Below are 23,061 nucleotides of genomic sequence, written 5' to 3'. Positions count from 1 at the left end.
GAAAAAAGGGCGCCGCGCTTCGTCGGCGGGCGCCCTGGTCTGGTGTGCGGCGGAACGCTCCGCCGCAGGTCGTCAACGTCCGATCACAGAGCCTTGACGAGCTCAGGGACGGCAGTGAACAGATCGGCTTCGAGGCCGTAATCCGCCACCGAGAAGATCGGCGCTTCCGGATCCTTGTTGATCGCCACGATCACCTTGGAGTCCTTCATGCCGGCCAGATGCTGGATCGCGCCGGAGATGCCGGCGGCGATGTACAGCTGCGGCGCGACGATCTTGCCGGTCTGGCCGACCTGCCAGTCGTTGGGCGCGTAGCCCGCGTCCACCGCGGCGCGCGAGGCGCCCAGCGCGGCGTTCAGCTTGTCGGCCAGCGGCGTCAGCACTTCATTGAACTTGTCGCTGCTGCCCAGCGCGCGGCCACCCGACACGATGATCTTGGCGGCGGTCAGCTCGGGACGGTCGCTCTTGGTGACCTCGCGGCCGACGAAGCTGCTCTTGCCGCTGTCGGCCACGGCCGTCAGCGATTCGACGGCGGCGCTGCCGCCCTCGGCGGCCGAGTCGAAACCGGTCGTGCGCACCGTGATGACCTTGACGGCATCGGTCGACTGCACGGTGGCGATCGCGTTGCCGGCGTAGATCGGGCGCTCGAAGGTGTCAGCGGCGATGACCTTGGTGATGTCGCTCACCTGGCCGACGTCCAGCAGCGCGGCCACGCGCGGCGCGACGTTCTTGCCCGCGGCGGTCGCGGGGAACAGCACGTGCGAGTAGTCCTTGGCGATGGCGATCACCTGGGCGGCGACGTTCTCGGCCAGGCCGTCGGCGAACTGCGCGCCGTCGGCGTGCAGCACCTTGGCGACGCCCGAGATCTTGGCCGCGGACGCGGCGGCGGCGCCGGCATTCGAGCCGACGATCAGCACGTGCACGTCGCCACCGATGGCGGCGGCGGCGGTGACGACGTGGTGGGTGGCGCCCTTCAGCGAGGCGTTGTCGTGTTCAGCGATGACGAGGGTGGTCATGTCTTATCTCCGGATCTTGTTCTGGACTTAGATGACCTTGGCCTCGGTCTTCAGCTTCGTGACCAGCGTGGCCACGTCCGGCACCTTGATGCCGGCGCTGCGCTTCGGGGGCTCGGCCACCGACAGCGTCTTGATGCGCGGCGCCACGTCCACGCCCAGGTCGGCGGGCTTCACCACGTCGAGCTGCTTCTTCTTGGCCTTCATGATGTTGGGCAGCGTCACGTATCGCGGCTCGTTCAGGCGCAGGTCGGTCGTCACGACCGCCGGCAGCGTCAGCGACACGGTCTCCAGGCCGCCGTCGACCTCACGCGTCACCGCGACCTTGCCGTCGGCGACTTCCACCTTGGACGCGAACGTGCCCTGCGGCAGGCCCGTCAGCGCGGCCAGCATCTGGCCGGTCTGGTTGCAATCGTCGTCGATGGCCTGCTTGCCCAGGATCACCAGTTGCGGCTGTTCCTTGTCGACCAGCGCCTTGAGCAGCTTGGCCACGGCCAGCGGCTGCAGTTCGACATCGGTCTCCACCAGGATGGCGCGGTCGGCGCCGATGGCCATCGCGGTGCGCAGCGTTTCCTGGCACTGCGTGACGCCGCAGGAGACGGCGATCACCTCGGAGACCACACCCTTCTCCTTCAGGCGGACGGCTTCCTCGACGGCGATCTCGTCGAACGGGTTCATGGACATCTTCACATTGGCGATGTCCACGCCGGTCCCGTCACTCTTGACGCGCACCTTGACGTTGTAATCGACGACTCGTTTGACGGGGACCAATACCTTCATCGAAGTACTCCAAGCTGGATTGACGTTAACGTTAATTCGATTCTATGGGAGCCTCGGGCCGCTCCCGTGTCTCCCAGCCGTCATGCGCCCCTGCTCCCGTCCCGGACTCTGCGCGGGACCACGAGCGCTCCTCGGCGCCGGCTCGAAAATAAAACGAACGATCGTTCTATTCTAGCCATCGATTGGCGGCTGCCAAGCGGGTTCGGTACGGGAATGAGGGAATCCCTCTAGACTCCGCTCCCGACACGCCACCCCCAAGATGACGAGCTCGAGTCCCCTGCCCCCCGCTGCCCCTCTGACGAGTGCCCCCAAGTCCCACCTGGCGGGGGATGCCCCCGTCCCCTCGATCGGGGTCTTCGATTCGGGCGTCGGCGGCCTGACGGTGCTGCAGGCCTTGCGGACCCAGCTGCCCGGCGTGCCGCTGCATTACGTCGCCGACACCGCCCATGCGCCCTATGGCGACCGCAGCAGCGCCTACATCGTCGAACGCAGCCTGCGCGTGGCCGAGCGCCTGCGCGCCGTCGGCGCGCGCATGGCGGTGGTGGCCTGCAACACGGCGACCGCGCATGCGGTGCAGGCCATGCGCGAGCAGTGGCCCGACTGGCCGGTCGTCGGGATCGAGCCCGGCGTCAAACCCGCTGTGGCCGCTACGCGCAACGGTCGCATCGGCGTGATGGCGACGACCGCCACGATCGCCAGCCGGCGCTTCGAGCAACTGGTTGCGGCCCACGCCGCCGACGTCGAGCTGATCAGCCAGCCCTGCCCCGGGCTCGTGTCGCTGATCGAGCAGGGCGACCTCGCCAGCGCGGAGCTCGGCGCGTTGATCGAGCGCTTCTGCGCGCCCTTTCGCGAGGCCGGTGTGGACACGGTGCTGCTGGGCTGCACGCATTACCCGCTGGTGCAATCGCGCATCCAGGCCGCGCTGGGCGACGGCGTGCGCCTGCTCAACATCGAGGACGCGGTGGCCCGGCAGGCCCGGCGCGTGTGGGAAGGATTGGGCGTCGCGCCGACGGCCGGCGATGCCATCGTGCTGGAGAGCACCGGCGATCCCGCGCAGCTCGAGCATCTCGCCCGGCAGGCGCTGGGCTGGCGCGACGTGGTCGCCTCGCGCGTCCCGGCCTGAAGGGCTGGATCAGATCAGCGCGCGCGCCAGGCCGCGCGTCATGTCCACGCGTCGCAGCAGCCAGTAGCCCAGCAGGAAGAACACGCCGGTGGCGAGGATCGCGAGTCGATGGTTGCCCGCGGTCAGCACCGTCACCGCGCCGTAGGTCAGCGGGCCGATGATCGCGGCCAGCCGCGTGGCGAAGGTCCACAGGCCGAAGAACTCGGCCAGGCGGTCAGACGGCGCGAGCGCACCGGCCAGCGCCCGGCCACAGGACTGGCTGGAGCCCATGCAGAGGCCCGCGATCACGGCGGCAATCCAGAACAGCCAGGCGCTCGTCGCGAGGAAGGCCAGCAGCGTCATCAGCATCCAGCCCACCAGCGTCACCGCCAGCGCGGGCTGGTGGCCGATGCGATCCTCGTAGTACCCGAAGACGAAGGCGCCCACGGCCGAAGCGATGTTGACCAGGAACACCAGCGTCATCGTCTGCGCCTGCGAGAAGCCCAGGGCCTGCTCCGCGTAGACGGCCGCGAGCGCGATGACCACGGCGATGCCCGCCTGATAGCTCGTGCCGCACGCGAGCAGCCGCAGGAAGTCCGGATAGGCGCGCGCCCGTTGCCACGACGCCCAGAGCTGCGACAGCCCCGAGCCCATGCGCGCCACGCGCCGCGTCGCGCAGGGGTCAGCGCGCTCGCGCAGCAGCAGGAAGGTCGGCAGCGCGGCCAGCAGGTACAGGCCCGCGGTGATCAGCATCGTGACCGGGACGAAGTGCTCGGCGCTCTCGCCACGCGATTGCGCGCTGAGCACGACGCCCAGGCACACGCCCAGCGCCAGCATCCCGCCGAGATAGCCGAACGCCCAGCCCCAGCCCGACACCCGCCCCAGCGCGTCGCGTCTGGCGAGCTCCGGCAGGAAGGCCGCGATCAGCGATTCACCGTAGGAGAAGAAGACGTTGGACAGCACCACCGCCGCGGCGGCCCACCAGAGCTGGTCGGGGCCGAACATGGCCAGTGCGGCGGTCGTCAGCACGCAGCCGACGGTGCACAGGCCGAGCAGCTTCTTCTTCGCGCCGTGGGCATCGGCCCAGGCACCCAGGCCCGGCATCGTCACCATCACCACGAAGCTGGACACGGCGATCAGCACGGTCCACAGCAAGGTCGCCGAGGGTTGGCCTCGAGCGATCACGCTGACGAAGTACGCGTTGTAGACGGCGGTCAGGACGACGGTCGTGTAGCCCGAGTTGGCGAAGTCGTACAGGGACCAGCCAAGGACCTCGCGCTTGCGAACGCCCGGGTTCAACAGTTCCTGCGCAAACATGCCCATGCGATGCGGTCTTCAGGAGCCGTGCGCGTGGTGCCTGGAACGGGACTCGAACCCGTACGCCGGTTGAGGGCGGCGGATTTTAAGTCCGCTGTGTCTACCGATTTCACCATCCAGGCCGCGACAACTCGATGAGGAGTTCCTTGTCGAAGTGACCGGGCATTATCGGGGCCGCCGGGCAAGAAAAAAGGGAAGCCAAACTGGCTTCCCTTTTTCAGAATTTGGAGCGGGAAACGAGGCTCGAACTCGCGACCTCAACCTTGGCAAGGTTGCGCTCTACCAACTGAGCTATTCCCGCATCGCAGGACAGCGGAGTGATTTGTCACCCCAACCGACCTTTGGTGTCGTTGGAGCGGGAAACGAGGCTCGAACTCGCGACCTCAACCTTGGCAAGGTTGCGCTCTACCAACTGAGCTATTCCCGCAATGTCCATTCTTTGGAGGCGCGATCCGGAGTCGAACCGGACTGACCGGATTTGCAATCCGGGGCATAACCGCTTTGCTATCGCGCCCCAGAACCCTGGACGGGATTCTGTAGAAACCGGATTTGGTGTGTCCGATTCCGATAAAAAATGGAAGCCGGAGCTTCCATCCTTTGAATACCTGGAGCGGGAAACGAGGCTCGAACTCGCGACCTCAACCTTGGCAAGGTTGCGCTCTACCAACTGAGCTATTCCCGCATGGTCTTCAACGCACTGCCTGCTTCAACTTCGTCGCGTCTCTTGCGATTCGCTTTGTCGTCGCAGCACCGTTTGCGCTGAAGCCGAGAGTATAGAACGGTTTTTGACCCTCTCGCAAGAGTTCAGCGAATTCTTTATGAAGATCGCCCACCTGCCGGAACGGTCGCGGGATCGCCCCGCCCGCCAAAGCCGCCCTACCCGGCGACGCCCCCAAAGAACAAGGGCGCCCGAAGGCGCCCTTGAGGTGCGGACTGTGAAGGTCAGTGCTTGAGCGAATCGCCGCCCGCCGCTTCCGGCTTGGCGTCGGCCACCTTCTCGGCAGCGGGCGCCGCGGCCACCGGCTCCTCATCCGGCAGCGCTTGCGGATACGTCTCCAGCGCCACCTCCAGCACCCGGTCGATCCAGCGAACCGGCACGATCTCGAGATGGTTCTTCACGTTCTCGGGGATGTCCTGCAGATCCTTGACGTTCTCTTCCGGAATCATCACGGTCTTGATGCCACCCCGGTGCGCGGCCAGCAGCTTCTCCTTGAGGCCGCCAATCGCCGTGACCTCGCCGCGCAGCGTGATCTCGCCGGTCATCGCCACGTCAGCGCGCACCGGGATGCCGGTCAGCGCCGACACGAAGGCCGTCGTCATCGCCGCGCCGGCGCTCGGGCCGTCCTTGGGCGTCGCGCCGTCGGGCACGTGGATGTGCACGTCGCGCTTCTCGAACAGCTCGTCCTTGATGCCCAGGCGGCGAGCCCGCGAACGCACCACCGTGCGCGCCGCCTCGACCGACTCCTTCATCACATCGCCCAGCGAGCCGGTGCGGATGATGTTGCCCTTGCCCGGAATCGCGGTGGCCTCGATGGTCAGCAGATCGCCGCCCACTTCGGTCCACGCCAGACCGACCACCTGGCCGACCTGGTTCTTCTTCTCCGCGCGGCCGAAGTCGTACTTGCGCACGCCCAGGAACTCGTTGAGGTTGTCCTCGGTGACCACGACCTTGCCCTCGAAGGTCTTGAGCTGCAGGCCCTTGACCACCTTGCGGCAGATCTTGGAGACCTCGCGTTCCAGCGACCGCACGCCGGCTTCCCGGGTGTAGTAGCGGATCACGCCGCGGATCGCGCCTTCGGTGACCTCGAGCTCCTCGTCCTTCACGCCGTTGTTGCCCCGCTGCTTGGGCAGCAGGTAACGCTGGGCGATGTTGACCTTCTCATCCTCGGTGTAACCCGACAGACGGATGACCTCCATCCGGTCCAGCAGCGCCGGCGGGATGTTCAGCGAGTTCGAGGTCGCCACGAACATCACATCGCTCAGGTCGTAGTCGACCTCGATGTAATGGTCCGCGAACGTGTGGTTCTGCTCGGGGTCCAGCACCTCCAGCAGCGCCGACGACGGGTCGCCGCGGAAGTCCATGCCCAGCTTGTCGATCTCGTCGAGCAGGAACAGCGGATTGCGCGTACCGACCTTGGACAGGCTCTGCAGCACCTTGCCCGGCATGGAGCCGATGTAGGTGCGGCGGTGACCGCGGATCTCGGCCTCGTCACGCACGCCGCCCAGCGCCATGCGCACGAACTTGCGGCCCGTGGCGCGCGCCACCGACTGGCCCAGCGAGGTCTTGCCCACGCCCGGAGGTCCGACCAGGCACAGGATCGGCGCCTTGACCTTGTCCACGCGCTGCTGCACCGCGAGGTACTCGAGGATGCGTTCCTTGACCTTGTCCAGACCGTAATGGTCCTCGTTGAGCACCGCCTCGGCGTTGGCCAGGTCGTGCTTGATCTTGGTCTTCTTCGCCCACGGCAGGTTGACCAGCGTGTCGATGTAGTTGCGCACGACGGTCGCCTCGGCGGACATCGGCGACATCAGCTTGAGCTTCTTGAGTTCGGACTCGGCCTTCTTGCGCGCTTCCTTCGGCATGCGAGCGGCCTGGATCTTCTTCTCCAGGTCCTCCATGTCGGCGCCTTCCTCGCCGTCGCCCAGTTCCTTCTGGATGGCCTTGACCTGCTCGTTCAGGTAGTACTCGCGCTGCGACTTCTCCATCTGGCGCTTCACGCGGCCACGGATGCGCTTCTCGACCTGGAGGATGTCGACCTCGTGCTCGAGCAGGTCCAGCAGCTTCTCCAGCCGCTTGCCCACCTCGGACAGGTCCAGCACCGATTGCTTGGCGTCGAGCTTGAGCGGCAGGTGCGCCGCGATCGTGTCGGCCAGGCGGCCCGCATCATCGATGCCCGCGATGGAGGTCAGGATCTCCGGCGGGATCTTCTTGTTGAGCTTGACGTACTGGTCGAACTGCTGGGTCACCGCGCGGCGCAGCGCTTCCACTTCCGGCTGCTCATCGGCTTCCGGCGGAATGGGCATCACCTCGGCGGAGAAGTGCTCCTCGCCGTCCTCGATCTTGGTGGTGGTGGCGCGCTGCAGGCCCTCGACCAGCACCTTCACCGTGCCGTCGGGCAGCTTCAGCATCTGCAGGATGCTGGAGACGCAACCCATCTCGAACATGTCGTCGGGCTTGGGCTCGTCCTTGCCGGCCGCCTTCTGCGCGACCAGCATGATCTGGCGGCCGGCTTCCATCGCCGCTTCCAAGGCCTTGATGGACTTGGGACGGCCGACGAAGAGCGGGATCACCATGTGCGGGAACACGACCACGTCGCGCAGCGGGAGCAGCGGCAGCGTGATGGGTTCCGCGGGAAGGATCGGATGACCGGACATGAAAACCTCTCTTTCTCAAGCCCATCTAGGGCAAGAGCTGCCAATTACAAGGTGCCGTTCAATAGCCTTTGGGCGATTGCTTTCCACGTGAAGTGATGGCAAGCGAATCGCCCGGGGTGCTTGGCGGTGGGCGGCGCGCTCAGGCGCTCGCCTTCGTTTCGCGGTAGACCAGCAACGGCTTGCTGTCCTCGTCGATGTTGTGCTCGTCCAGGACGACCTTGGCGACGCTTTCCAGGGACGGCAACTCGAACATGGTGTCGATCAGCGCGTGCTCCACGATGGAGCGCAGGCCGCGGGCGCCGGTCTTGCGAGCCAGCGCCTTTCTCGCGACGGCGCTCAGCGCGGACGGACGCACTTCCAGTTCGACGCCATCCATCGCGAACAGCTGCTGGTACTGCTTGACCAGCGCGTTGCGCGGTTCGGTCAGGATCTGCACCAGCGCGTCCTCGGTCAGCTCGCCGAGGGTGGCGATCACCGGCAGGCGGCCGACGAGTTCCGGAATCAGGCCGAACTTGATCAGATCACCCGGCTCGACCTCGCGGAAGAGCTCACCGACCTTCTTCTCGCTCTTGCTCTTGACCGAGGCGCCGAAGCCGATGCCCGACTTCTCCGACCGGTTCGAGATGACCTTTTCCAGGCCGTCGAACGCGCCGCCGCAGATGAACAGGATGTTGGTCGTGTCGATCTGCAGGAAGTCCTGGTTCGGATGCTTGCGGCCACCCTGCGGCGGCACCGACGCCATCGTGCCTTCGACCAGCTTCAGCAGCGCCTGCTGCACGCCCTCGCCCGACACGTCGCGCGTGATGGACGGGTTGTCGGCCTTGCGGCTGATCTTGTCGATCTCGTCGATGTAGACGATGCCGCGCTGGGCGCGCTCCACGTCGTAATTGCAGTTCTGGAGCAGCTTCTGGATGATGTTCTCGACGTCCTCGCCGACGTAGCCGGCCTCGGTCAGCGTCGTCGCATCGGCGATCACGAACGGGACGTTGAGCACGCGGGCCAGCGTCTGCGCCAGCAGCGTCTTGCCCGAGCCGGTCGGTCCGATCAACAGGATGTTGCTCTTGGACAGCTCGACGCCGTCCTTGGTATCGGCCGCGTGGCGCAGCCGCTTGTAATGGTTGTAGACCGCGACGGACAGCGTGCGCTTGGCCACGTCCTGTCCGATCACGTACTGGTCCAGGGTCGTCTTGATCTCGCTGGGGACCGGCAGGTCCGACTTGCTCGCGCGACCGCCAGGCGCGGCTTCCGCCGGTACCTCGTCACGGATGATGTCGTTGCACAGCTCGATGCACTCGTCGCAGATGAACACCGACGGGCCCGCGATCAGCTTCTTGACCTCGTGCTGGCTCTTGCCGCAGAAGGAGCAGTACAAGACTTTTTCGCTGGAGTTGCCTTTTTTCTCGGCCATGGGAGTGCTGCTGGGGCTGCTGGAGGGCTGCTGGGAATACAGGCAAGTGCCTGCATTGATGATAGTTCAATTGCCGGCACCACCCTTGAGGGGATAAAAGCCCCTAAGAGTGGTCAGTTGGTGCGGTCGGCGGACGGTCAGTTGATCGCCAGCGCCGGCAGTTCCCCCCGAGGTCGGCGAGCCACCTCCCCCATCGGGGAGTCGGCGTCGCCTTGACGGCGGGAAATGAATCGCGCCACTCGCGGTGGCGCGATTCGGCATCGTGAAATGCCGCAGTGGATCGTCGCCGGTGGAATCACCGGATCCCGGCAGGGGAATCGGCGATCAGGGGCGCTTCTCGATGACCTGATCGATCAGGCCATAGGTCGCGGACTCGGCCGCCGACATGAAGTAATCGCGCTCGGTGTCGTTCTGGATCTTCTCCAGCGGCTGGCCGGTGCGCTCCGCCAGGATGCGGTTGAGCTGCTCGCGGGTCTTGAGGATCTCGCGGGCGTGGATCTCGATGTCGGTGGCCTGACCCTGCGCGCCGCCCAGCGGCTGGTGGATCATGATCTTGGAGTTCGGCAGCGCGAAGCGCTTGCCCTTCTCGCCGGCGGCCAGCAGGAAGGCGCCCATCGAGGCGGCCATGCCCATGCACAGCGTGGAGACCTGCGGCTTGATGAACTGCATCGTGTCGTAGATCGACATGCCGGCCGAGACGCTGCCGCCCGGGGAGTTGATGTACAGCGAGATCTCCTTGTCGGGGTTCTCGCTCTCCAGGAACAGCAGCTGCGCGACCACCAGGTTGGCCACGGCATCGTTGACCGGGCCGACCAGGAAGACGATGCGTTCGCGCAGCAGGCGGCTGTAGATGTCGTAGGCGCGTTCACCGCGGCCCGACTGTTCGATGACGATGGGCACCATGCCCAGGTTGCTGGTTTCAAGCGCGCTCATGAAATCCTCTGAATTGGTTCGAGATCACGACAATCCATTATGTCGTGCGCTCCTTCCCCTGACCGCCGGGTGGTCGCGGTTCGCGCCGGGGAAAGAAAAAGGCGCCGGCCTTGCGGCCTGGCGCCTTACTTGGCGGTGGACTCCGGATGAATCAAGGGCGATGCCGTGAAACGATGCCGGGATGGTCCGCGCCGCGTCGAGATCAGGCCGTGGCCATCAGCTCGTCGAAGGGCAGTTGCTTGTCGGTGACCTTGGCCTTGCCCAGGATGAAGTCGGTGACGTTGTTCTCGATCACGACGGCTTCGACCTCGGCCATGCGCTCGCGGTCCGACAGGTACCAGCGCACGACTTCCGCCGGCTTCTCGTAGCTCTGCGAGATTTCCTCGATGTGGGCCTGCAGCTGCTCGGGCTTGGCTTGCAGGTTGTTGGCGCGGACCAGCTCGGCCACGACCAGACCCAGGCGCACGCGCTTCTCGGCCTGTTCATTGAACAGCTCGGCGGGGATCGGGGCCTTGTCGGCGTCCTTGATGCCACGCTTCTTCAGGTCCTCGCGGGCGTTGGCGACCATGCGCTCGGCTTCGCCGGCGATCAGCGCCTTGGGCACGTCCAGCTCGGCCTTGCCGACCAGCGCGTCCATCGCGGCGCCCTTGTTCTTGGCCAGCACGCGGAACTTCACCTCACGCTCGAGGTTCTTCTTGATGTCGGCGCGCAGGGCCTCGACCGTGCCTTCCTTGATGCCCAGGGCCTTGGCGAAGGCCTCGTTCACGTCGGGCAGGTGCTGGGCCTCGATCTTCTTGACCGTCACCAGGAAGTCGGCTTCCTTGCCGGCCACGTCCTTGCCGTGATAGTCGGCCGGGAAGGCCAGCGGGAAGGTCTTGGACTCGCCCGCCTTCATGCCGCGCACGGCCTTCTCGAAGGCTTCGAGCATCTGGCCTTCGCCCAGCAGGAACTGGAAGCCGTCGGCCTTGCCGCCGGCGAAGGGTTCGCCGTCGATCTTGCCTTCGAAGTCGATGGACACGCGGTCGCCGTCGGCGGCCACGTCCGCCGCGCCGCGCTGGGCGAACGAACGGCGCTGCTTGCGCAGGATCTCGACGGTCTTGTCGATGGCTTCGTCGGTCACGTCGGCGGCGACGCGTTCGACCTCGGCCTCGCCCAGGTCACCCAGCTTGACTTCGGGGTAGACCTCGAAGGTGGCGTCGAAGGCCAGCTCGCCTTCGCCGGCGGTGTCCTTCTGGGCGATGCTGGGCATGCCGGCGACGCGCAGCTTGGCTTCATTGGCTGCGACCGAGAAGGCCTCGCCCAGCTTGTCGTTGACGACTTCGTACTGCACCTGCGCGCCGTAGCGCTGCGCCACGAAGGACATCGGCACCTTGCCGGGGCGGAAGCCGTCGGCCTTGACGGTGCGGGCCAGCTTCTTCAGGCGGGACTCGACCTCGGTGTTGATGTCAGCGGCCGCCAGCGTGAGCGTGATGCGGCGTTCGAGCTTTTCGAGAGTTTCGACGGTGACAGCCATAGTGGACTCGGAATCAGTTGGAAGTGTGGTGCGCGGGGCCGGACTCGAACCGGCACGCCCGTGAAGGCGTCAGGACCTAAACCTGGTGCGTCTACCAATTTCGCCACCCGCGCCGGGTGATGGGGGCTCGCCGCGATCGCTGCGCGCAGTCCTGCGCGGCGGGCCCTTGGTAATTCGGAGATGCGAGAGAAAGGCCCAGGGCCCTGCCGTCCGCGATCCGGAAAACCGGCGATTGTAATCAAGGAATCGACCGATTCCCACGGCCCGCCCCGCCGCTGCCGGGCGGGGGTAAACCCCCGAGCGGGTGTCAGCCGGCGGGAGGAACGCCCCCGAAGGGGCGCCGCCTCAATGGGTGGACGGGGCGATGCCGGCGTCCTTGTCGCGCTCGACGCGGAACCAGGCCGCGTACATCGCCGGCAACGCCAGCAGCGTGAGCACCGTCGCCACGATCAGGCCACCCATGATGGCCACGGCCATCGGCCCCCAGAACACGCTGCGCGACAGCGGCACCATCGCGAGCACGGCCGCCGCGGCGGTCAGCGCGATCGGACGCAGCCGGCGCACGGCGGACTCGACGATGGCCTGCGCCGGCGGCACGCCGCGGCCGCGGTCCTGCTCGATCTGGTCGATCAGGATGACGGAATTCCGCTGGATCATGCCCATCAGCGCGATCACGCCCAGCAGCGCGACGAAGCCGAAGGGCCGGTTCAGGATCAGCAGCGCCGCGGACACGCCGGCGATGCCCAGGAAGCCGGTCAGGAACGCCAGCATCGCGCGCGAGAAGCTGTGCAGCTGCAGCATCAGCAGCGTGAAGGTGATGAACAGCATGATCGGCACGCCGGCGGCGATCGAGCCGGTGCCCTTGCTGCTTTCCTCCACCGCGCCGGCGATCGTGATCGAGTAGCCGGGCGGCATGTCCTTGCGCATCGCGTCGAGCGCGGGCCAGACCTGGTTGGTGACCGTCGCGCCCTGCAGGCCCTCGATCACGTCGCCCTGCACGGTGATCGTGAACTGGCGGCTCTCGCGGTGCATGCGGCCGGGTTCCCAGGTGAACTGCGGCTTGGCGACCTGCGTCAGCGGCACCGAGCGACCCGAGGCCGTCGGCACGTACGCGTTGGCGAGCTCGGACAGCGTGTCGCGCTCCTGCACCGGCTGGCGCAGCACGATGTCGATCAGGCGGTCGGCCTCGCGGTATTGCGACACCGTGCTGCCCGTCACCAGGATGCGCGCGGCCTGCGCGATGCTCTGGCTCGTCACGCCCAGCGCGCGCGCCTTGTCCTGGTCGACCTGCAGGCGCAGCACCTTGATGGACTCGTTCCAGTCGTCGTTGACGCCCAGCAGGTTGGGGTTGGCGCGCATCAGGTCCTTGGCGCGGTCGGCGTACTGGCGCAACAGCGTCGGGTCATCGCCCGAGATGCGGAACTGCACCGGGTACGGCACCGGCGGCCCGTTGGGCAGCAGCTTGACGCGGCCGCGCACCTCGGAGAACTCCTCCGCGAGGATCTGCGGCAGCTTGTGGCGCAGCGTCTCGCGGTCGGCCGGCGTCCTGGGCAGGATGATCGCCTGGCTGACGTTGGTGTTGGGCAGGATCTGGTCCAGCGGCAGGTAGAAGCGCGGCACGCCCGACCCCACCCAGGTCGCGATGCTGCCCACCAGCGGCTCCTTGGTCATGCGAGCCTCGAAGCGCTTGGCCACGACGTTGCTCTCCTCGATCGTGGCGCCCTCGGGCAGCCACAGGTCGACGAGGATCTCGGGCCGGCTCGAGTCCGGGAAGAACTGCTGCTGCACCTTGCCCATGCCGGCCAGGCCGAGCACGAACACGAGGATGGTCAGGCCGATGGTCTTCCAGCGATGGAACACGCACCACGCGACCCAGCGGCGGAAGCGGTTGTAGAACGGCGTGTCGAAGACCTCATGCGCCTCGCCCTCGTGGCCGGCGCGGGTCTTGAGCAGCAGCGCGCCCAGGTAGGGCACGAAGTACACCGACACCACCCACGAGATCACCAGCGCCGCGGCGGTCACCGCGAAGATCGCGAAGGTGTATTCACCGACGGTGGACTTGGCCAGGCCGATGGGCAGGAAGCCCACGGCGGTGATCAGCGTGCCGGTGAGCATGGGCTTGGCCGTGGCGTCGTAGGCGTACGTCGCCGCGTGCATCTTGTCGTAGCCCTCCTCGAGCTTGCGGACCATCATCTCCACGGCAATGATCGCGTCGTCCACGAGCAGCCCCAGCGCGATGATCAGCGACCCCAGCGAGATCTTGTGCAGCCCCACCCCGGCGTAATACATGACGACGAAGGTGATGGCGAGCACCAGCGGGATGGTGATGCCCACGACCAGGCCGGGCCACACGTCGATGCGCAGCGGCTTGGTGTGCAGGCCCAGCGCGATGAAGCTCACGCCCAGCACGACGACCACGGCCTCGATCAGCACGTGCACGAACTCGCCCACCGAGGACTTCACCGCCGCGGGCTGATCCTGGATCTGCTGCAGCGTGATGCCCGCGGGCAGTTGCTGCTGGAGCTGCTTCACGGTGGTCTGCAGCGCCTTGCCCAGCGCGATGATGTCGCCGCCCTTGCCCATGGACACGCCCAGCGCCACGACCTGCTTGCCGTTGTAGCGGACCATGGTCGTGGCCGGGTCGACGTAGCCGCGGCGCACCTTGGCGATGTCGCCCAGCTTGATGCTGCTGGCGGCGCCGGTCTGCGGGTTGAGCCCGCGGATGGGGAAGTCGCTGAGCGCCTGCACGGAGTTGAGCTGGCCCTCGATGCGGATCTGCACGTTGGCGCTGCCCGCGTCCATCACGCCGGCGCTCTCGACGGCGTTCTGCGCGTTGAGCTGCGAGACGACCTGGTTGAAGTCCAGGCCCAGCTCGGCGAGCCGCTTCTGCGAGATCTCGATGAACAGCTTCTCGGCCTGCACGCCGAAGAGGTCGACCTTGGCCACGTCCTGCACGCGCAGCAGCTCGGAGCGCACGGCCTCGGCCTGCTGGCGCAGCTCCTCCATCGAGAAGCCGCCGTCGGAGGACAGCGCGAAGATCGAGCCGTAGACATCGCCGAACTCGTCGTTGAAGAACGGGCCCAGCACGCCCTGCGGCAGCGTGGGCCGAAGGTCGCCGATCTTCTTGCGGACCGTGTACCAGAGCTGCGGCACGTCGCCCGGGGCGGTGTTGTCCTTGACCTGGAAAATGGTCAGCGACTCGCCGGGCTTGGTGTAGCTGCGGATCTTGTCGGCATGCGGCACCTCCTGCAGGGTGCGCTCGATCTTGTCGGTGACCTGCTCGGCCATCTGCTGCGGCGTCGCGCCGGGCCAGTAGGCCTGCACGACCATCGCGCGGAAAGTGAACGGGGGGTCCTCGTCCTGGCCCAGCTGGAAGTAGGCGGCAAAGCCCAGCACCATCAGCACCACCATCAGGTAGCGCGTCAGCGGGGCGTGCTCCAGCGCCCAGCGCGAGAGATTGAAACCGGCGCGGCTCGGGTTGCTCATTCAGCGCTCCCGGGGCTCAGCGAGAGGCCGCGACAGCGGGGGCCACCGACGCGGGGGACTGCGCGGGTGACTGCGCCTCGGTCGGCGTGCCCGGCGGGCGGAAGCGCTTGACCTTCTGACCGGCATTGAGCACGTGACCGCCCGCGGTGACGACCTCCAGGCCCGGCGTCAGTCCCTGCACGACGAGCTCGTTGCCCTCGGCGCCGACGACGGTCACCGGCTTGGGATTGACGGTCATGGTCTTGGGATCGAGCAGCAGCACGGCGCTCTTGCCCTGCGACTCCATCACCGCGCTGAGCGGCAGCTTGATCGAGTTGTCCGACGGCGCACCGGTCAGGATCACGGTGGCGGTCTGACCCAGGCGCACGTTCTGATCATTCAGCTCGGCCTTGACGAGGAAGGTGCGCGTCACCGGATCGGCGGCCGCGGCCAGCTCGCGCAGCTTGATCGGCTGCGGCTCGGCCTTGGTGTCGGTCCACAGGCGCACCTTCAGCCCGCCGGGACGAGCGGCGGCGGCGCGCACCAGCGCGACCTGGTCCTCGGACACGGAGAACACGATGTCGCGCGGGCCGTCGTTGGCCACGCGCACCACCGGGGTGCCGGCGGCCACGACCATGCCGGGTTCGGCGTCGATGCCGGTCACCACGCCGGCGGCGTCGGCCACGAGGCTCGAGTACTGCGCCTGGTTGCGCTGCACGTCGGATTGCGCGCGTGCCGATTCATATTGGGCCTGCGCGGCCTTGAAGGCGGCGTCGCGGCGGTCCAGCTCAGCCGCGCTGATGAAGCCCTGCTTGTGGAGGTCGATGTAGCGCTTGTAATCGGCGCCCAGCTGATCGCGGTTCACGCGTGCGGCCAGCACCGACGCCTTGGCGGCTTCCTGCGCGAGCACCAGGTCGGAGCTGTCGATGCGGGCCAGCGTCTGGCCCGGCTTCACGACGGAGCCCAGATCGACCTTGCGCTCCAGGATCTTGCCCGGGACGCGGAAGGACAGGCGCGACTCGACGCGGGCACGGACCTCGGCGGCGAACTCGCGCTGCTGGCCGGCCGATTGCGGCGTCAGCACCAGCGTGCGCACGTAACGGTCAGGTTCGGGCGGAGGCGCCTGCTTGCCGCAGGCGGCCAGCACGGACACGGCGATCGCGGCCAGCACAGCCGTGGACAGGGACACAAGAGACCGTTGGGGCATGAACACCTCGACAAAGCCGCGGCGCCCCACTTTGGGCACCGGAGTAACTGACTGACCGGTCAGTAATGTATTCAGCGGGTCCGAACGTGTCAAACCGACGGCGTACGGTTCGCCGGGGTACTGCTCAGCGGAAAATGGCGCCCGTGAGCATAGAGCACTACGAAAACTTTCCTGTCGCTTCCTGGCTGTGTCCGCCGGCGCTGCGTCCCGCGATCATGGCGATCTACACGTTCGCGCGGACCGCGGACGACCTGGCCGACGAGGGCGACGCCGGCGCCGGACAGCGGCTGCGCGACCTCGCCGACTACCGCGCCGACTTGCGGGCCGTGGCCGCGGGTCAGGCGCCCTCCCCGCGCTGGGCCACGCGCGTGTTCGGACCGCTGGCGCCTGTCCTGCGCGATCACCGCCTGCCGCTGCCCTTGCTGGAGGCCTTGCTGGACGCCTTCGAGCAGGACCTCGTGAAGACCGAGTACGCCACGCGCGCCGAGCTGCTGGACTACTGCCGGCGCTCCGCCGACCCGGTCGGACGCCTGCTGCTGCACCTGTACGGCATCGACGACCCGACGGCGCTGCGCCGCTCGGACGCGATCTGCTCGGCGCTGCAGCTGATCAATTTCTGGCAGGACTTCACCGTCGACGGCCCGCGGGGCCGGATCTACGCGCCGCTGGAGGACCGCCAGCGTCACGGGGTCGAGGGACAGGATCTGCTGGCCCTGCGGGACAGCCCCGCGGCGCGCGCCCTGATCGAGGAACTCTGCGGATGGGCCCGCGCGATGATGCTGGAGGGCGCGCCGCTCGTGCATCAGATCCCGGGCCGAGCCGGTTGGGAGCTGCGCTTGGTGGTACAAGGCGGCCTTCGCATTCTCGACAAGCTGCAAGCGATGCGCTTCGCCGCCCTGCTCCACCGCCCGACCGTCGGCGCCGCCGACGCGCCGCGGCTCGTGTGGCGCGCCTTGACGATGACCGCGGACCGCACGAACACACGCCGCGAAGGGACGGCGCGATGAGCACCAAAACCAACAACGACACCGACGCGACGGCCACGGCCGGCGCCGCTTCCACGCCGGAGCAGTACGTCCAGCAGAAGGCCGCCGCGAGCGGCTCGAGCTTCTATTACGCGTTCCTCTTCCTGCCGCCGCCGCGCCGCGCTGCGATCACCGCGTTCTACGCGTTCTGCCGCGAGGTGGACGACGTCGTGGACGAGGTCTCCGACCCGGGCGTGGCCGCGACCAAGCTCGCCTGGTGGCGCAAGGAAGTGATGAGCGCCTTCAACGGCCAGCCCTCGCATCCGGCGATGAAGGCGCTGCTGCCGCACGTCAAGGACTACGACATCCGCGTCGAGCACCTGCTGGCCGTGATCGACGGCTGCCAGATGGACCTCGAGCAGACCCGCTACCTCGACTACGCCGGGCTGCAGCGCTATTGCCACCTGGTGGCGGGCGTCGTGGGCGAGGTGGCCTCGGGCATCTTCGGCCGCACCGATGCGCGCACCGTCGAGTACGCGCACAAGCTCGGCCTGGCGATGCAGCTGACCAACATCATCCGCGACGTCGGCGATGACGCGCGCCGTGGCCGCATCTACCTCCCGGTGAGCGAGCTGCAGCAGTTCGACGTCAAGGCCCACGAGATCCTCAAGCGCGACGCGCCCTGGGGCTACAGCGATCGTTTCCTGGCGCTGATGAAGTTCCAGGCCGAGCGCGCGCACCGGATCTACGACGAGGCCATGGCGTTGCTGCCCGAGGCCGACCGCAAGGCGCAGAAGCCCGGGCTCATGATGGCCAACATCTACCGCACGCTGCTGCGCGAGATCGAGGCGGAGAACTTCCAGGTCCTGCAGCAACGCATCGCGCTCACGCCGCTGCGCAAGCTGTGGATCGCGATGAAGACCAACTGGCGCGGTCGCTGAGGTGAGCCGCGTGGCCGAGCAGCGCGTGGCCGTGATCGGCGGCGGCTGGGCCGGCCTGGCCGCGGCCGTGGAAGCGGCGTCGCTGGGCGCCGACGTCACGCTGCTGGAAATGGCGCCCGTGCTCGGTGGCCGAGCCCGCAGCCTCGCGGGCGACGAGCCGGCGCTCGACAATGGCCAGCACATCCTCATCGGCGCCTACACCGCGACGCTGGACCTGATGCGCCGCGTCGGCGCGGATCCCGAGACGCTGCTGCGCCTGCCGCTGCGGCTGCGCTACCCCGACCGCGACACGCTGACGCTGCCGCCCGGTCCGCCGGTGATCGCCTTCCTGCGCGGTGTGCTGGGCTGCTCGGCCTGGTCGTGGCGCGATCGCCTGGGCTTCCTCACGGCCAGCAGCGTGTGGACCGCGCGCGGCTTCCGCTGCGATCCGGCCCTGACCGTCGCCCAGCTGTGCGCCGCGCTGCCGCGCGCGGTGCGCGAGGACCTCATCGATCCGCTGTGCGTGGCCGCGCTGAACACACCGGCGGAGGCCGCCAGCGCGCAGGTCTTCCTGCGTGTGCTGCGCGATGCGCTGTTCAGCGGACCCGGCAGCGCGGATCTGCTGCTGCCGCGCCGCGGCCTGAGCGCGCTGCTCCCCTCGCCGTCCCGCGACTGGCTGCTCGCGCGCGGCGCGACGCTGCGCACGCGACGCGTCCAGCAGCTGGAGCGCGCGGCGGACGGATGGCTCGTCGATGACGAGCGCTTCGACGCGGTCCTCCTCGCGACGTCCTCGGTCGAGGCGGCACGGCTCACGCGCGCGCTCGCGCCCGACTGGAGCGCCCTGACCGGCGCCTTCGACTTCCAGCCCATCGTGACCATCTACCTCGAGAGCGCCGGCTCCACCCTCCCCGCGCCGATGGTCGCGCTGCGCGAATCGGCCGACGAGCCGGCGCAGTTCGCCTTCGACCTCGGCCAGCTGGACCAGACCCCGGGGCTGTTCAGCCTCGTCGTGAGCGGCGCGGCGCCCTGGGTCGAGCGCGGCCTGGAGGCCACGGGCCAGGCGGCGCTCGCGCAGGCGGTGCGGCATTTCCGCTGGGCGACGCCGCCGCGGCTTGTCCGCGTGCTCAGCGAGAAGCGCGCGACCTTCGCCTGCACGCCCGGCCTGCTCCGCCCCGGCGCGGCGATCGCGCCGGGTCTCTGGGCGGCGGGCGACTACCTCGAGGGCCCGTATCCGGCGACGCTCGAGGGCGCGGTGCGCAGCGGCCTGAGCGCCGCGCGTTCCGCATTGCGGCAGCCGAATCCCTGATCGATCAAGATTCGATCGAACGCAGCGATTTCGCGCACCGCTGATGGGCAAAAGCGACGGAATGCGCCCATCCGCCATCGAGTAGAGCCACCTCCCGGTTTCGCCATGCAAAAACCGTCGGAAATCCTTCACAATCGTCCGCCATGAAGTCCAAGGAGCTCCAGACCCCCGCCATCCAGGTCCTTGAGCGCACGTTCGCGTTGCTCGACGTCCTGGCCCAGCATCAGGACCCGGTCTCCCTGAAGGTGATCAGCGAGACGACCGGACTGCACCCCTCGACTGCCCACCGCATCCTGAACGACCTGGCCCTGGGCCGGTTCGTGGACCGGCCTGAAGCCGGCAGTTACCGGCTGGGCATGCGGCTGCTGGAGCTGGGCAACCTCGTGAAGGCGCGGCTGGACGTGCGCGAGGCGGCGATCGGACCGATGCGCGAGCTGCACAAGCTGACGCATCAGCCGGTGAACCTGTCGGTGCGTCAGGGCGATGAGATCGTCTACATCGAGCGGACCTACTCGGAGCGCAGCGGCATGCAGGTCGTGCGCGCGGTGGGCGGCCGGGCGCCCTTGCACCTGACCTCGGTGGGCAAGCTCTTCCTGGCCAGCGATGACCCGCAGCGGGTGCGCGCCTATGCGACGCGCACGGGCTTGTCCGGCCACACGCGCAACAGCCTGACCGAGATCGGCCAGCTGGAGCGCGAGATGGCACTGGTGCGTCAGCGCGGCGTGGCGCGGGACGACGAGGAGCTGGAACTCGGCGTGCGCTGCATGGCCGCAGGCATCTATGACGATCAGGGCAAGCTGGTCGCGGGCTTGTCGATCTCTGCGCCGGCGGACCGCCTGGAGGAGGGCTGGATGCCCCGGCTGAAGGAAACGGCGACGAGGATCTCGGCGGCGCTGGGCTTCCGCGGATAAGCCGCGCGCTCCCCAACGACAAAGCGGGCCGAGGCCCGCTTTTTCATTCCGGAGAAGCTCGCCTTACTTGGCCGAGATGACCGGCGTCAGCGAGACGGCAGCCGGCGTGGCGGCCGGCAAGCTGGTGACGCCCGCGACACCGGCGACACCCGCCAGCGGCGAGGCCGTGCCGGTGAGCCACTTGCGCACGCGTTCGGCGTCGCCGATGCGGGAGTATTTCCCGGCGGAATCCAGGAACACCATGATCAGCTTGCGGCCGGCGAGCTGGGCCTGCATGACGAGGCACTGGCCGGCCTCGTTGATGAAGCCGGTCTTCTGCAGGCCGATGTCCCAGTCGCCCTTGCGGACGAGGCCGTTGGTCGTGCCGAAGCGCACCTGCTTGCGGCCCAGGGCCACGGTGTACTCCGACGAGGTCGACAGCTCGCGGATCAGCGGGAAGGCGTGAGCGGTCTTCACCAGCTTCGCCAGGTCGGCGGCCGAGGACTGGTTGCGGCTGGACAGGCCGGTCGGTTCGACGTAATGGGTGTCCAGCATGCCGAGCAGACGCGCCTTGTTGTTCATCGCGGCGACGAAGGCTTCCAGGCCGCCGGGATAGTTGCGGCCCAGCGCGTGGGCGGCGCGGTTCTCCGAGGACATCAGCGCCAGGTGCAGCAGTTCGCCGCGCGTGAGCGTGGTGCCGATGGTCAGCCGGGAGCCGGTGAACTTCTCGGTGTCCTTGTCCTCGTCGGTGATCTCGAGCTTCTCGTCCAGCGACTGGTTCGCCTCGACGACCAGCAGCGCGGTCATCAGCTTGGTGATGGACGCGATCGGCAGGACGGCCGACGGGTTCTTCGAGAACAGGACCTCGTTGGTGTCCTGGTCGACGACGTAGGCGACGCTGGATTTCAGGTCGAGGGGGTCTTCGGTGTCATGCAGGCCGTACATCGTCCCGAAGGACGGTTTGGCGGGGATGACTTCCCGAACCGGGGCCGCGGCGCGCGCGGCCACCTTGCGCGGAGAGCGCGGGGCCGGTTTGGCCTGCCGGGTGCTCTTCGCCTTGGCTTTGGAGGACGACGAGGTCGCCGCCTGTGCCGTTTGAACCGGCACGAGACTGGCGGTCAGGCCCGTCAGCAACATGACGCCGCTGAGCGCGGCACCAGACAGCAATGTCGCAATGGTCTTCAATCCAGTCCCCAGGGTGTGGGCGCGAGTTTAGGGGATCGCTGAAAGACCGGCAAGATCAACGACTTGGCGCAGGCTCTTCAAGTGCCCGAATCCGTGTCATCCGACGCAGCCAGGGCGACTGCGTGTGCTGTCCTGTCAACCTTGGGCGGCGACCCGCTCCGTTTTGCTCTGCAACTTGTTCAGAGCGCTCAAATATGCTTTGGCCGAGGCGACGACGATATCGGGATCTGCCCCCACGCCGTTCACCACGCGACCGGCATGCTGCAAGCGCACCGTCACTTCGCCCTGGGATTCTGTGCTGCCGCCGGTGATCGCGCTGACGGAATACAGCAGCATTTCGGCCCCACTTTGGACCTTGCTCTCGATGGCCTTGAGCACCGCGTCCACCGGCCCGTTGCCGTCGCTTTCGGTGCGGTGCTCGGTGTCGCCCTCGGCGAAGACGACCTGCGCCTGGGGCCGCTCGCCGGTCTCGGACCGCTGCGCCAGCGCCACCAGCCGGTAATGTTCATGGATCTGGGTGACGGACTCGTCCATCACCAGCGCGATGATGTCCTCGTCGAAGATCTCGGCCTTGCGGTCCGCCAGGTCCTTGAATCGGACGAATGCGGCATTGATCTCCGCCTCCGATTCCAGCGCCACGCCCAGCTCTTGCAGGCGCTGCTTGAACGCATTGCGGCCCGACAGCTTGCCCAGCACGATCTTGTTGGCGCTCCAGCCCACGTCCTCGGCGCGCATGATCTCGTAGGTATCGCGGGCCTTGAGGACGCCGTCCTGGTGGATGCCCGACGCATGCGCGAACGCGTTGGCGCCCACCACGGCCTTGTTGGGCTGCACGACGAAACCGGTCGTCTGAGAAACCATCCGCGACGCCGCCACGATCTGCGACGGATCCACGCGCACGTCCAGGCCGAAGTAGTCACGGCGGGTCTTCACCGCCATCACGACCTCCTCCAGCGAGCAGTTGCCCGCTCGCTCGCCCAGGCCGTTGATCGTGCATTCGATCTGCCGCGCGCCGCCGATCTTCACGCCCGCCAGCGAGTTGGCCACCGCCATGCCCAGGTCGTTGTGGCAGTGCACGCTCCAGATCGCCTGGTCGGAGTTGGGCACGCGCTCGCGCAGTGTCTTGATGAACTGGCCGTACAGCTCCGGGATCGCGTAGCCGACGGTGTCGGGGATGTTGATCGTGCGGGCGCCCTCGCGGATCACCGCCTCGACGACGCGGGCCAGGAACTCCGGATCGGAGCGGTAGCCGTCCTCGGGCGAGAACTCGATGTCGTCGCTCAGGTTGCGGGCGAAACGCACGGCCTGGATGGCCTGTTCCAGCACCTGCTCGCGCGTCATGCGCAGCTTCTTCTCCATGTGGAGCTCGCTGGTGGCGATGAAGGTGTGGATGCGCGAGCGCGCCGCGCCCTTGAGCGCCTCGGCCGCGCGCGCGATGTCGCGGTCGTTGGCGCGGGCCAGCGAGCAGATCGTGCTGTCGCGGATCGCGTCGGCGATCGCCCTGACCGCCTCGAAATCTCCGTGGCTCGCCGCCGCGAAGCCGGCCTCGATCACGTCCACCTTCAACCGTTCCAGCTGCCGCGCGATGCGCAGCTTCTCGTCCTTGGTCATGGACGCGCCGGGCGATTGCTCACCGTCGCGCAGGGTGGTGTCGAAGATGATCAGCGGGTCGGACATGTCGTGCT

The 23,061-nt window shown here is 67.6% G+C and carries 16 protein-coding genes and 6 tRNA genes; 5 read left to right on the top strand and 17 right to left on the bottom strand.

The features are described from left to right. Window positions 1-83: 83 nt before the first annotated feature. Window positions 84-1,013, bottom strand: a complete 930-nt coding sequence (locus tag ACNI65_RS04655; protein WP_416761459.1) for an electron transfer flavoprotein subunit alpha/FixB family protein — start codon at window positions 1,011-1,013, stop codon at window positions 84-86. Between the two features lie 27 nt (window positions 1,014-1,040). Continuing rightward, a complete protein-coding gene (locus ACNI65_RS04650; RefSeq protein ID WP_416761458.1) occupies window positions 1,041-1,790 on the bottom strand; it encodes an electron transfer flavoprotein subunit beta/FixA family protein in 750 nt (249 codons plus the stop codon). Window positions 1,791-2,049: 259 nt separating this feature from the next. Between ACNI65_RS04650 and murI the strand changes: the two genes are divergently transcribed. Further along, window positions 2,050-2,913, top strand: a complete 864-nt coding sequence (gene murI, locus ACNI65_RS04645) for a glutamate racemase (protein ID WP_416761457.1) — start codon at window positions 2,050-2,052, stop codon at window positions 2,911-2,913. A 9-nt stretch (window positions 2,914-2,922) separates the two neighbouring features. Here the strand turns inward: murI and ACNI65_RS04640 are convergent, their stop codons facing one another. The 13 genes from ACNI65_RS04640 to ACNI65_RS04580 form a co-directional block, all read right to left on the bottom strand. Next, the gene (locus tag ACNI65_RS04640) at window positions 2,923-4,215 is read right to left on the bottom strand and encodes an MFS transporter (RefSeq protein ID WP_416761455.1); all 1,293 of its coding nucleotides are present in this window, start codon (window positions 4,213-4,215) and stop codon (window positions 2,923-2,925) included. Between the two features lie 28 nt (window positions 4,216-4,243). Further along, window positions 4,244-4,331, bottom strand: a tRNA-Leu gene (locus ACNI65_RS04635). Window positions 4,332-4,434: 103 nt separating this feature from the next. Beyond that, window positions 4,435-4,510, bottom strand: a tRNA-Gly gene (locus tag ACNI65_RS04630). A gap of 50 nt (window positions 4,511-4,560) precedes the next feature. Further along, a tRNA-Gly gene (locus ACNI65_RS04625) sits at window positions 4,561-4,636 on the bottom strand. Window positions 4,637-4,649: 13 nt separating this feature from the next. Further along, window positions 4,650-4,723: transfer RNA gene (locus ACNI65_RS04620), tRNA-Cys, on the bottom strand. A 92-nt stretch (window positions 4,724-4,815) separates the two neighbouring features. Beyond that, window positions 4,816-4,891, bottom strand: a tRNA-Gly gene (locus tag ACNI65_RS04615). A gap of 260 nt (window positions 4,892-5,151) precedes the next feature. Continuing rightward, entirely contained in the window at window positions 5,152-7,584 is a 2,433-nt protein-coding gene (lon, locus tag ACNI65_RS04610; RefSeq protein ID WP_416761454.1) for an endopeptidase La, read from the bottom strand. A 139-nt stretch (window positions 7,585-7,723) separates the two neighbouring features. Then, entirely contained in the window at window positions 7,724-8,992 is a 1,269-nt protein-coding gene (gene clpX, locus ACNI65_RS04605; RefSeq protein ID WP_416761453.1) for an ATP-dependent Clp protease ATP-binding subunit ClpX, read from the bottom strand. Window positions 8,993-9,316: 324 nt separating this feature from the next. Further along, window positions 9,317-9,925 carry an ATP-dependent Clp endopeptidase proteolytic subunit ClpP gene (clpP, locus tag ACNI65_RS04600; RefSeq protein WP_416761452.1) on the bottom strand — a complete coding sequence of 203 codons (609 nt, stop codon included), beginning with the start codon at window positions 9,923-9,925 and terminating at the stop codon, window positions 9,317-9,319. 202 nt (window positions 9,926-10,127) lie between these two features. Further along, window positions 10,128-11,438 (bottom strand): trigger factor, encoded by a 1,311-nt coding sequence (gene tig / locus ACNI65_RS04595; protein ID WP_416761450.1) that lies wholly within the window; start codon window positions 11,436-11,438, stop codon window positions 10,128-10,130. A 26-nt stretch (window positions 11,439-11,464) separates the two neighbouring features. After that, window positions 11,465-11,551 (bottom strand) — tRNA-Leu (locus ACNI65_RS04590). A 232-nt stretch (window positions 11,552-11,783) separates the two neighbouring features. Next, window positions 11,784-14,924 carry an efflux RND transporter permease subunit gene (locus ACNI65_RS04585; RefSeq protein WP_416761449.1) on the bottom strand — a complete coding sequence of 1,047 codons (3,141 nt, stop codon included), beginning with the start codon at window positions 14,922-14,924 and terminating at the stop codon, window positions 11,784-11,786. Window positions 14,925-14,940: 16 nt separating this feature from the next. Beyond that, complete coding sequence (locus ACNI65_RS04580; protein ID WP_416761448.1) at window positions 14,941-16,110, bottom strand: efflux RND transporter periplasmic adaptor subunit; 1,170 nt, start codon at window positions 16,108-16,110, stop codon at window positions 14,941-14,943. A gap of 134 nt (window positions 16,111-16,244) precedes the next feature. On the opposite strand from ACNI65_RS04580, the gene hpnC reads away from it, so the two are divergent. The 4 genes from hpnC to ACNI65_RS04560 all read left to right on the top strand — a co-directional run bounded on the left by hpnC (window position 16,245) and on the right by ACNI65_RS04560 (window position 20,212). Continuing rightward, window positions 16,245-17,117, top strand: a complete 873-nt coding sequence (gene hpnC, locus ACNI65_RS04575; RefSeq protein WP_416761447.1) for a squalene synthase HpnC — start codon at window positions 16,245-16,247, stop codon at window positions 17,115-17,117. Continuing rightward, a complete protein-coding gene (gene hpnD, locus ACNI65_RS04570; RefSeq protein ID WP_416761446.1) occupies window positions 17,114-18,016 on the top strand; it encodes a presqualene diphosphate synthase HpnD in 903 nt (300 codons plus the stop codon). Before hpnC ends, hpnD begins: the two co-directional genes overlap by 4 nt. Before the next feature lies 1 nt (window position 18,017). Next, complete coding sequence (gene hpnE, locus ACNI65_RS04565; protein ID WP_416761445.1) at window positions 18,018-19,301, top strand: hydroxysqualene dehydroxylase HpnE; 1,284 nt, start codon at window positions 18,018-18,020, stop codon at window positions 19,299-19,301. Between the two features lie 143 nt (window positions 19,302-19,444). After that, window positions 19,445-20,212, top strand: a complete 768-nt coding sequence (locus ACNI65_RS04560; protein WP_416761443.1) for an IclR family transcriptional regulator — start codon at window positions 19,445-19,447, stop codon at window positions 20,210-20,212. 63 nt (window positions 20,213-20,275) lie between these two features. Here ACNI65_RS04560 and pbpG read toward each other — a convergent pair whose 3' ends face one another. Both pbpG and ACNI65_RS04550 read right to left on the bottom strand, forming a co-directional pair. After that, a complete protein-coding gene (gene pbpG / locus ACNI65_RS04555; RefSeq protein ID WP_416763568.1) occupies window positions 20,276-21,328 on the bottom strand; it encodes a D-alanyl-D-alanine endopeptidase in 1,053 nt (350 codons plus the stop codon). A 183-nt stretch (window positions 21,329-21,511) separates the two neighbouring features. Further along, window positions 21,512-23,053: a 2-isopropylmalate synthase gene (locus tag ACNI65_RS04550; RefSeq protein WP_416761442.1), complete on the bottom strand. Its 1,542-nt coding sequence runs from the start codon at window positions 23,051-23,053 to the stop codon at window positions 21,512-21,514. Between the last annotated feature and the right edge of the window lie 8 nt (window positions 23,054-23,061).

Source organism: Roseateles sp. So40a (assembly GCF_048081605.1).
Classification (GTDB): domain Bacteria; phylum Pseudomonadota; class Gammaproteobacteria; order Burkholderiales; family Burkholderiaceae_C; genus Roseateles.
This window is presented reverse-complemented; position numbering and strand designations above follow the sequence as displayed.

Excerpts from the sequence above, each read along its gene's own strand:
- ACNI65_RS04655 (WP_416761459.1), bottom strand. The coding sequence starts at position 1,013 with ATGACCACCCTCGTCATCGCTGAACACGACAACGCCTCGCTGAAGGGC.
- ACNI65_RS04650 (WP_416761458.1), bottom strand. The coding sequence starts at position 1,790 with ATGAAGGTATTGGTCCCCGTCAAACGAGTCGTCGATTACAACGTCAAG.
- murI (WP_416761457.1), top strand. The coding sequence starts at position 2,050 with ATGACGAGCTCGAGTCCCCTGCCCCCCGCTGCCCCTCTGACGAGTGCC.
- ACNI65_RS04640 (WP_416761455.1), bottom strand. The coding sequence starts at position 4,215 with ATGGGCATGTTTGCGCAGGAACTGTTGAACCCGGGCGTTCGCAAGCGC.
- lon (WP_416761454.1), bottom strand. The coding sequence starts at position 7,584 with ATGTCCGGTCATCCGATCCTTCCCGCGGAACCCATCACGCTGCCGCTG.
- clpX (WP_416761453.1), bottom strand. The coding sequence starts at position 8,992 with ATGGCCGAGAAAAAAGGCAACTCCAGCGAAAAAGTCTTGTACTGCTCC.
- clpP (WP_416761452.1), bottom strand. The coding sequence starts at position 9,925 with ATGAGCGCGCTTGAAACCAGCAACCTGGGCATGGTGCCCATCGTCATC.
- tig (WP_416761450.1), bottom strand. The coding sequence starts at position 11,438 with ATGGCTGTCACCGTCGAAACTCTCGAAAAGCTCGAACGCCGCATCACG.
- ACNI65_RS04585 (WP_416761449.1), bottom strand. The coding sequence starts at position 14,924 with ATGAGCAACCCGAGCCGCGCCGGTTTCAATCTCTCGCGCTGGGCGCTG.
- ACNI65_RS04580 (WP_416761448.1), bottom strand. The coding sequence starts at position 16,110 with ATGCCCCAACGGTCTCTTGTGTCCCTGTCCACGGCTGTGCTGGCCGCG.
- hpnC (WP_416761447.1), top strand. The coding sequence starts at position 16,245 with ATGGCGCCCGTGAGCATAGAGCACTACGAAAACTTTCCTGTCGCTTCC.
- hpnD (WP_416761446.1), top strand. The coding sequence starts at position 17,114 with ATGAGCACCAAAACCAACAACGACACCGACGCGACGGCCACGGCCGGC.
- ACNI65_RS04560 (WP_416761443.1), top strand. The coding sequence starts at position 19,445 with ATGAAGTCCAAGGAGCTCCAGACCCCCGCCATCCAGGTCCTTGAGCGC.
- pbpG (WP_416763568.1), bottom strand. The coding sequence starts at position 21,328 with ATGTTGCTGACGGGCCTGACCGCCAGTCTCGTGCCGGTTCAAACGGCA.
- ACNI65_RS04550 (WP_416761442.1), bottom strand. The coding sequence starts at position 23,053 with ATGTCCGACCCGCTGATCATCTTCGACACCACCCTGCGCGACGGTGAG.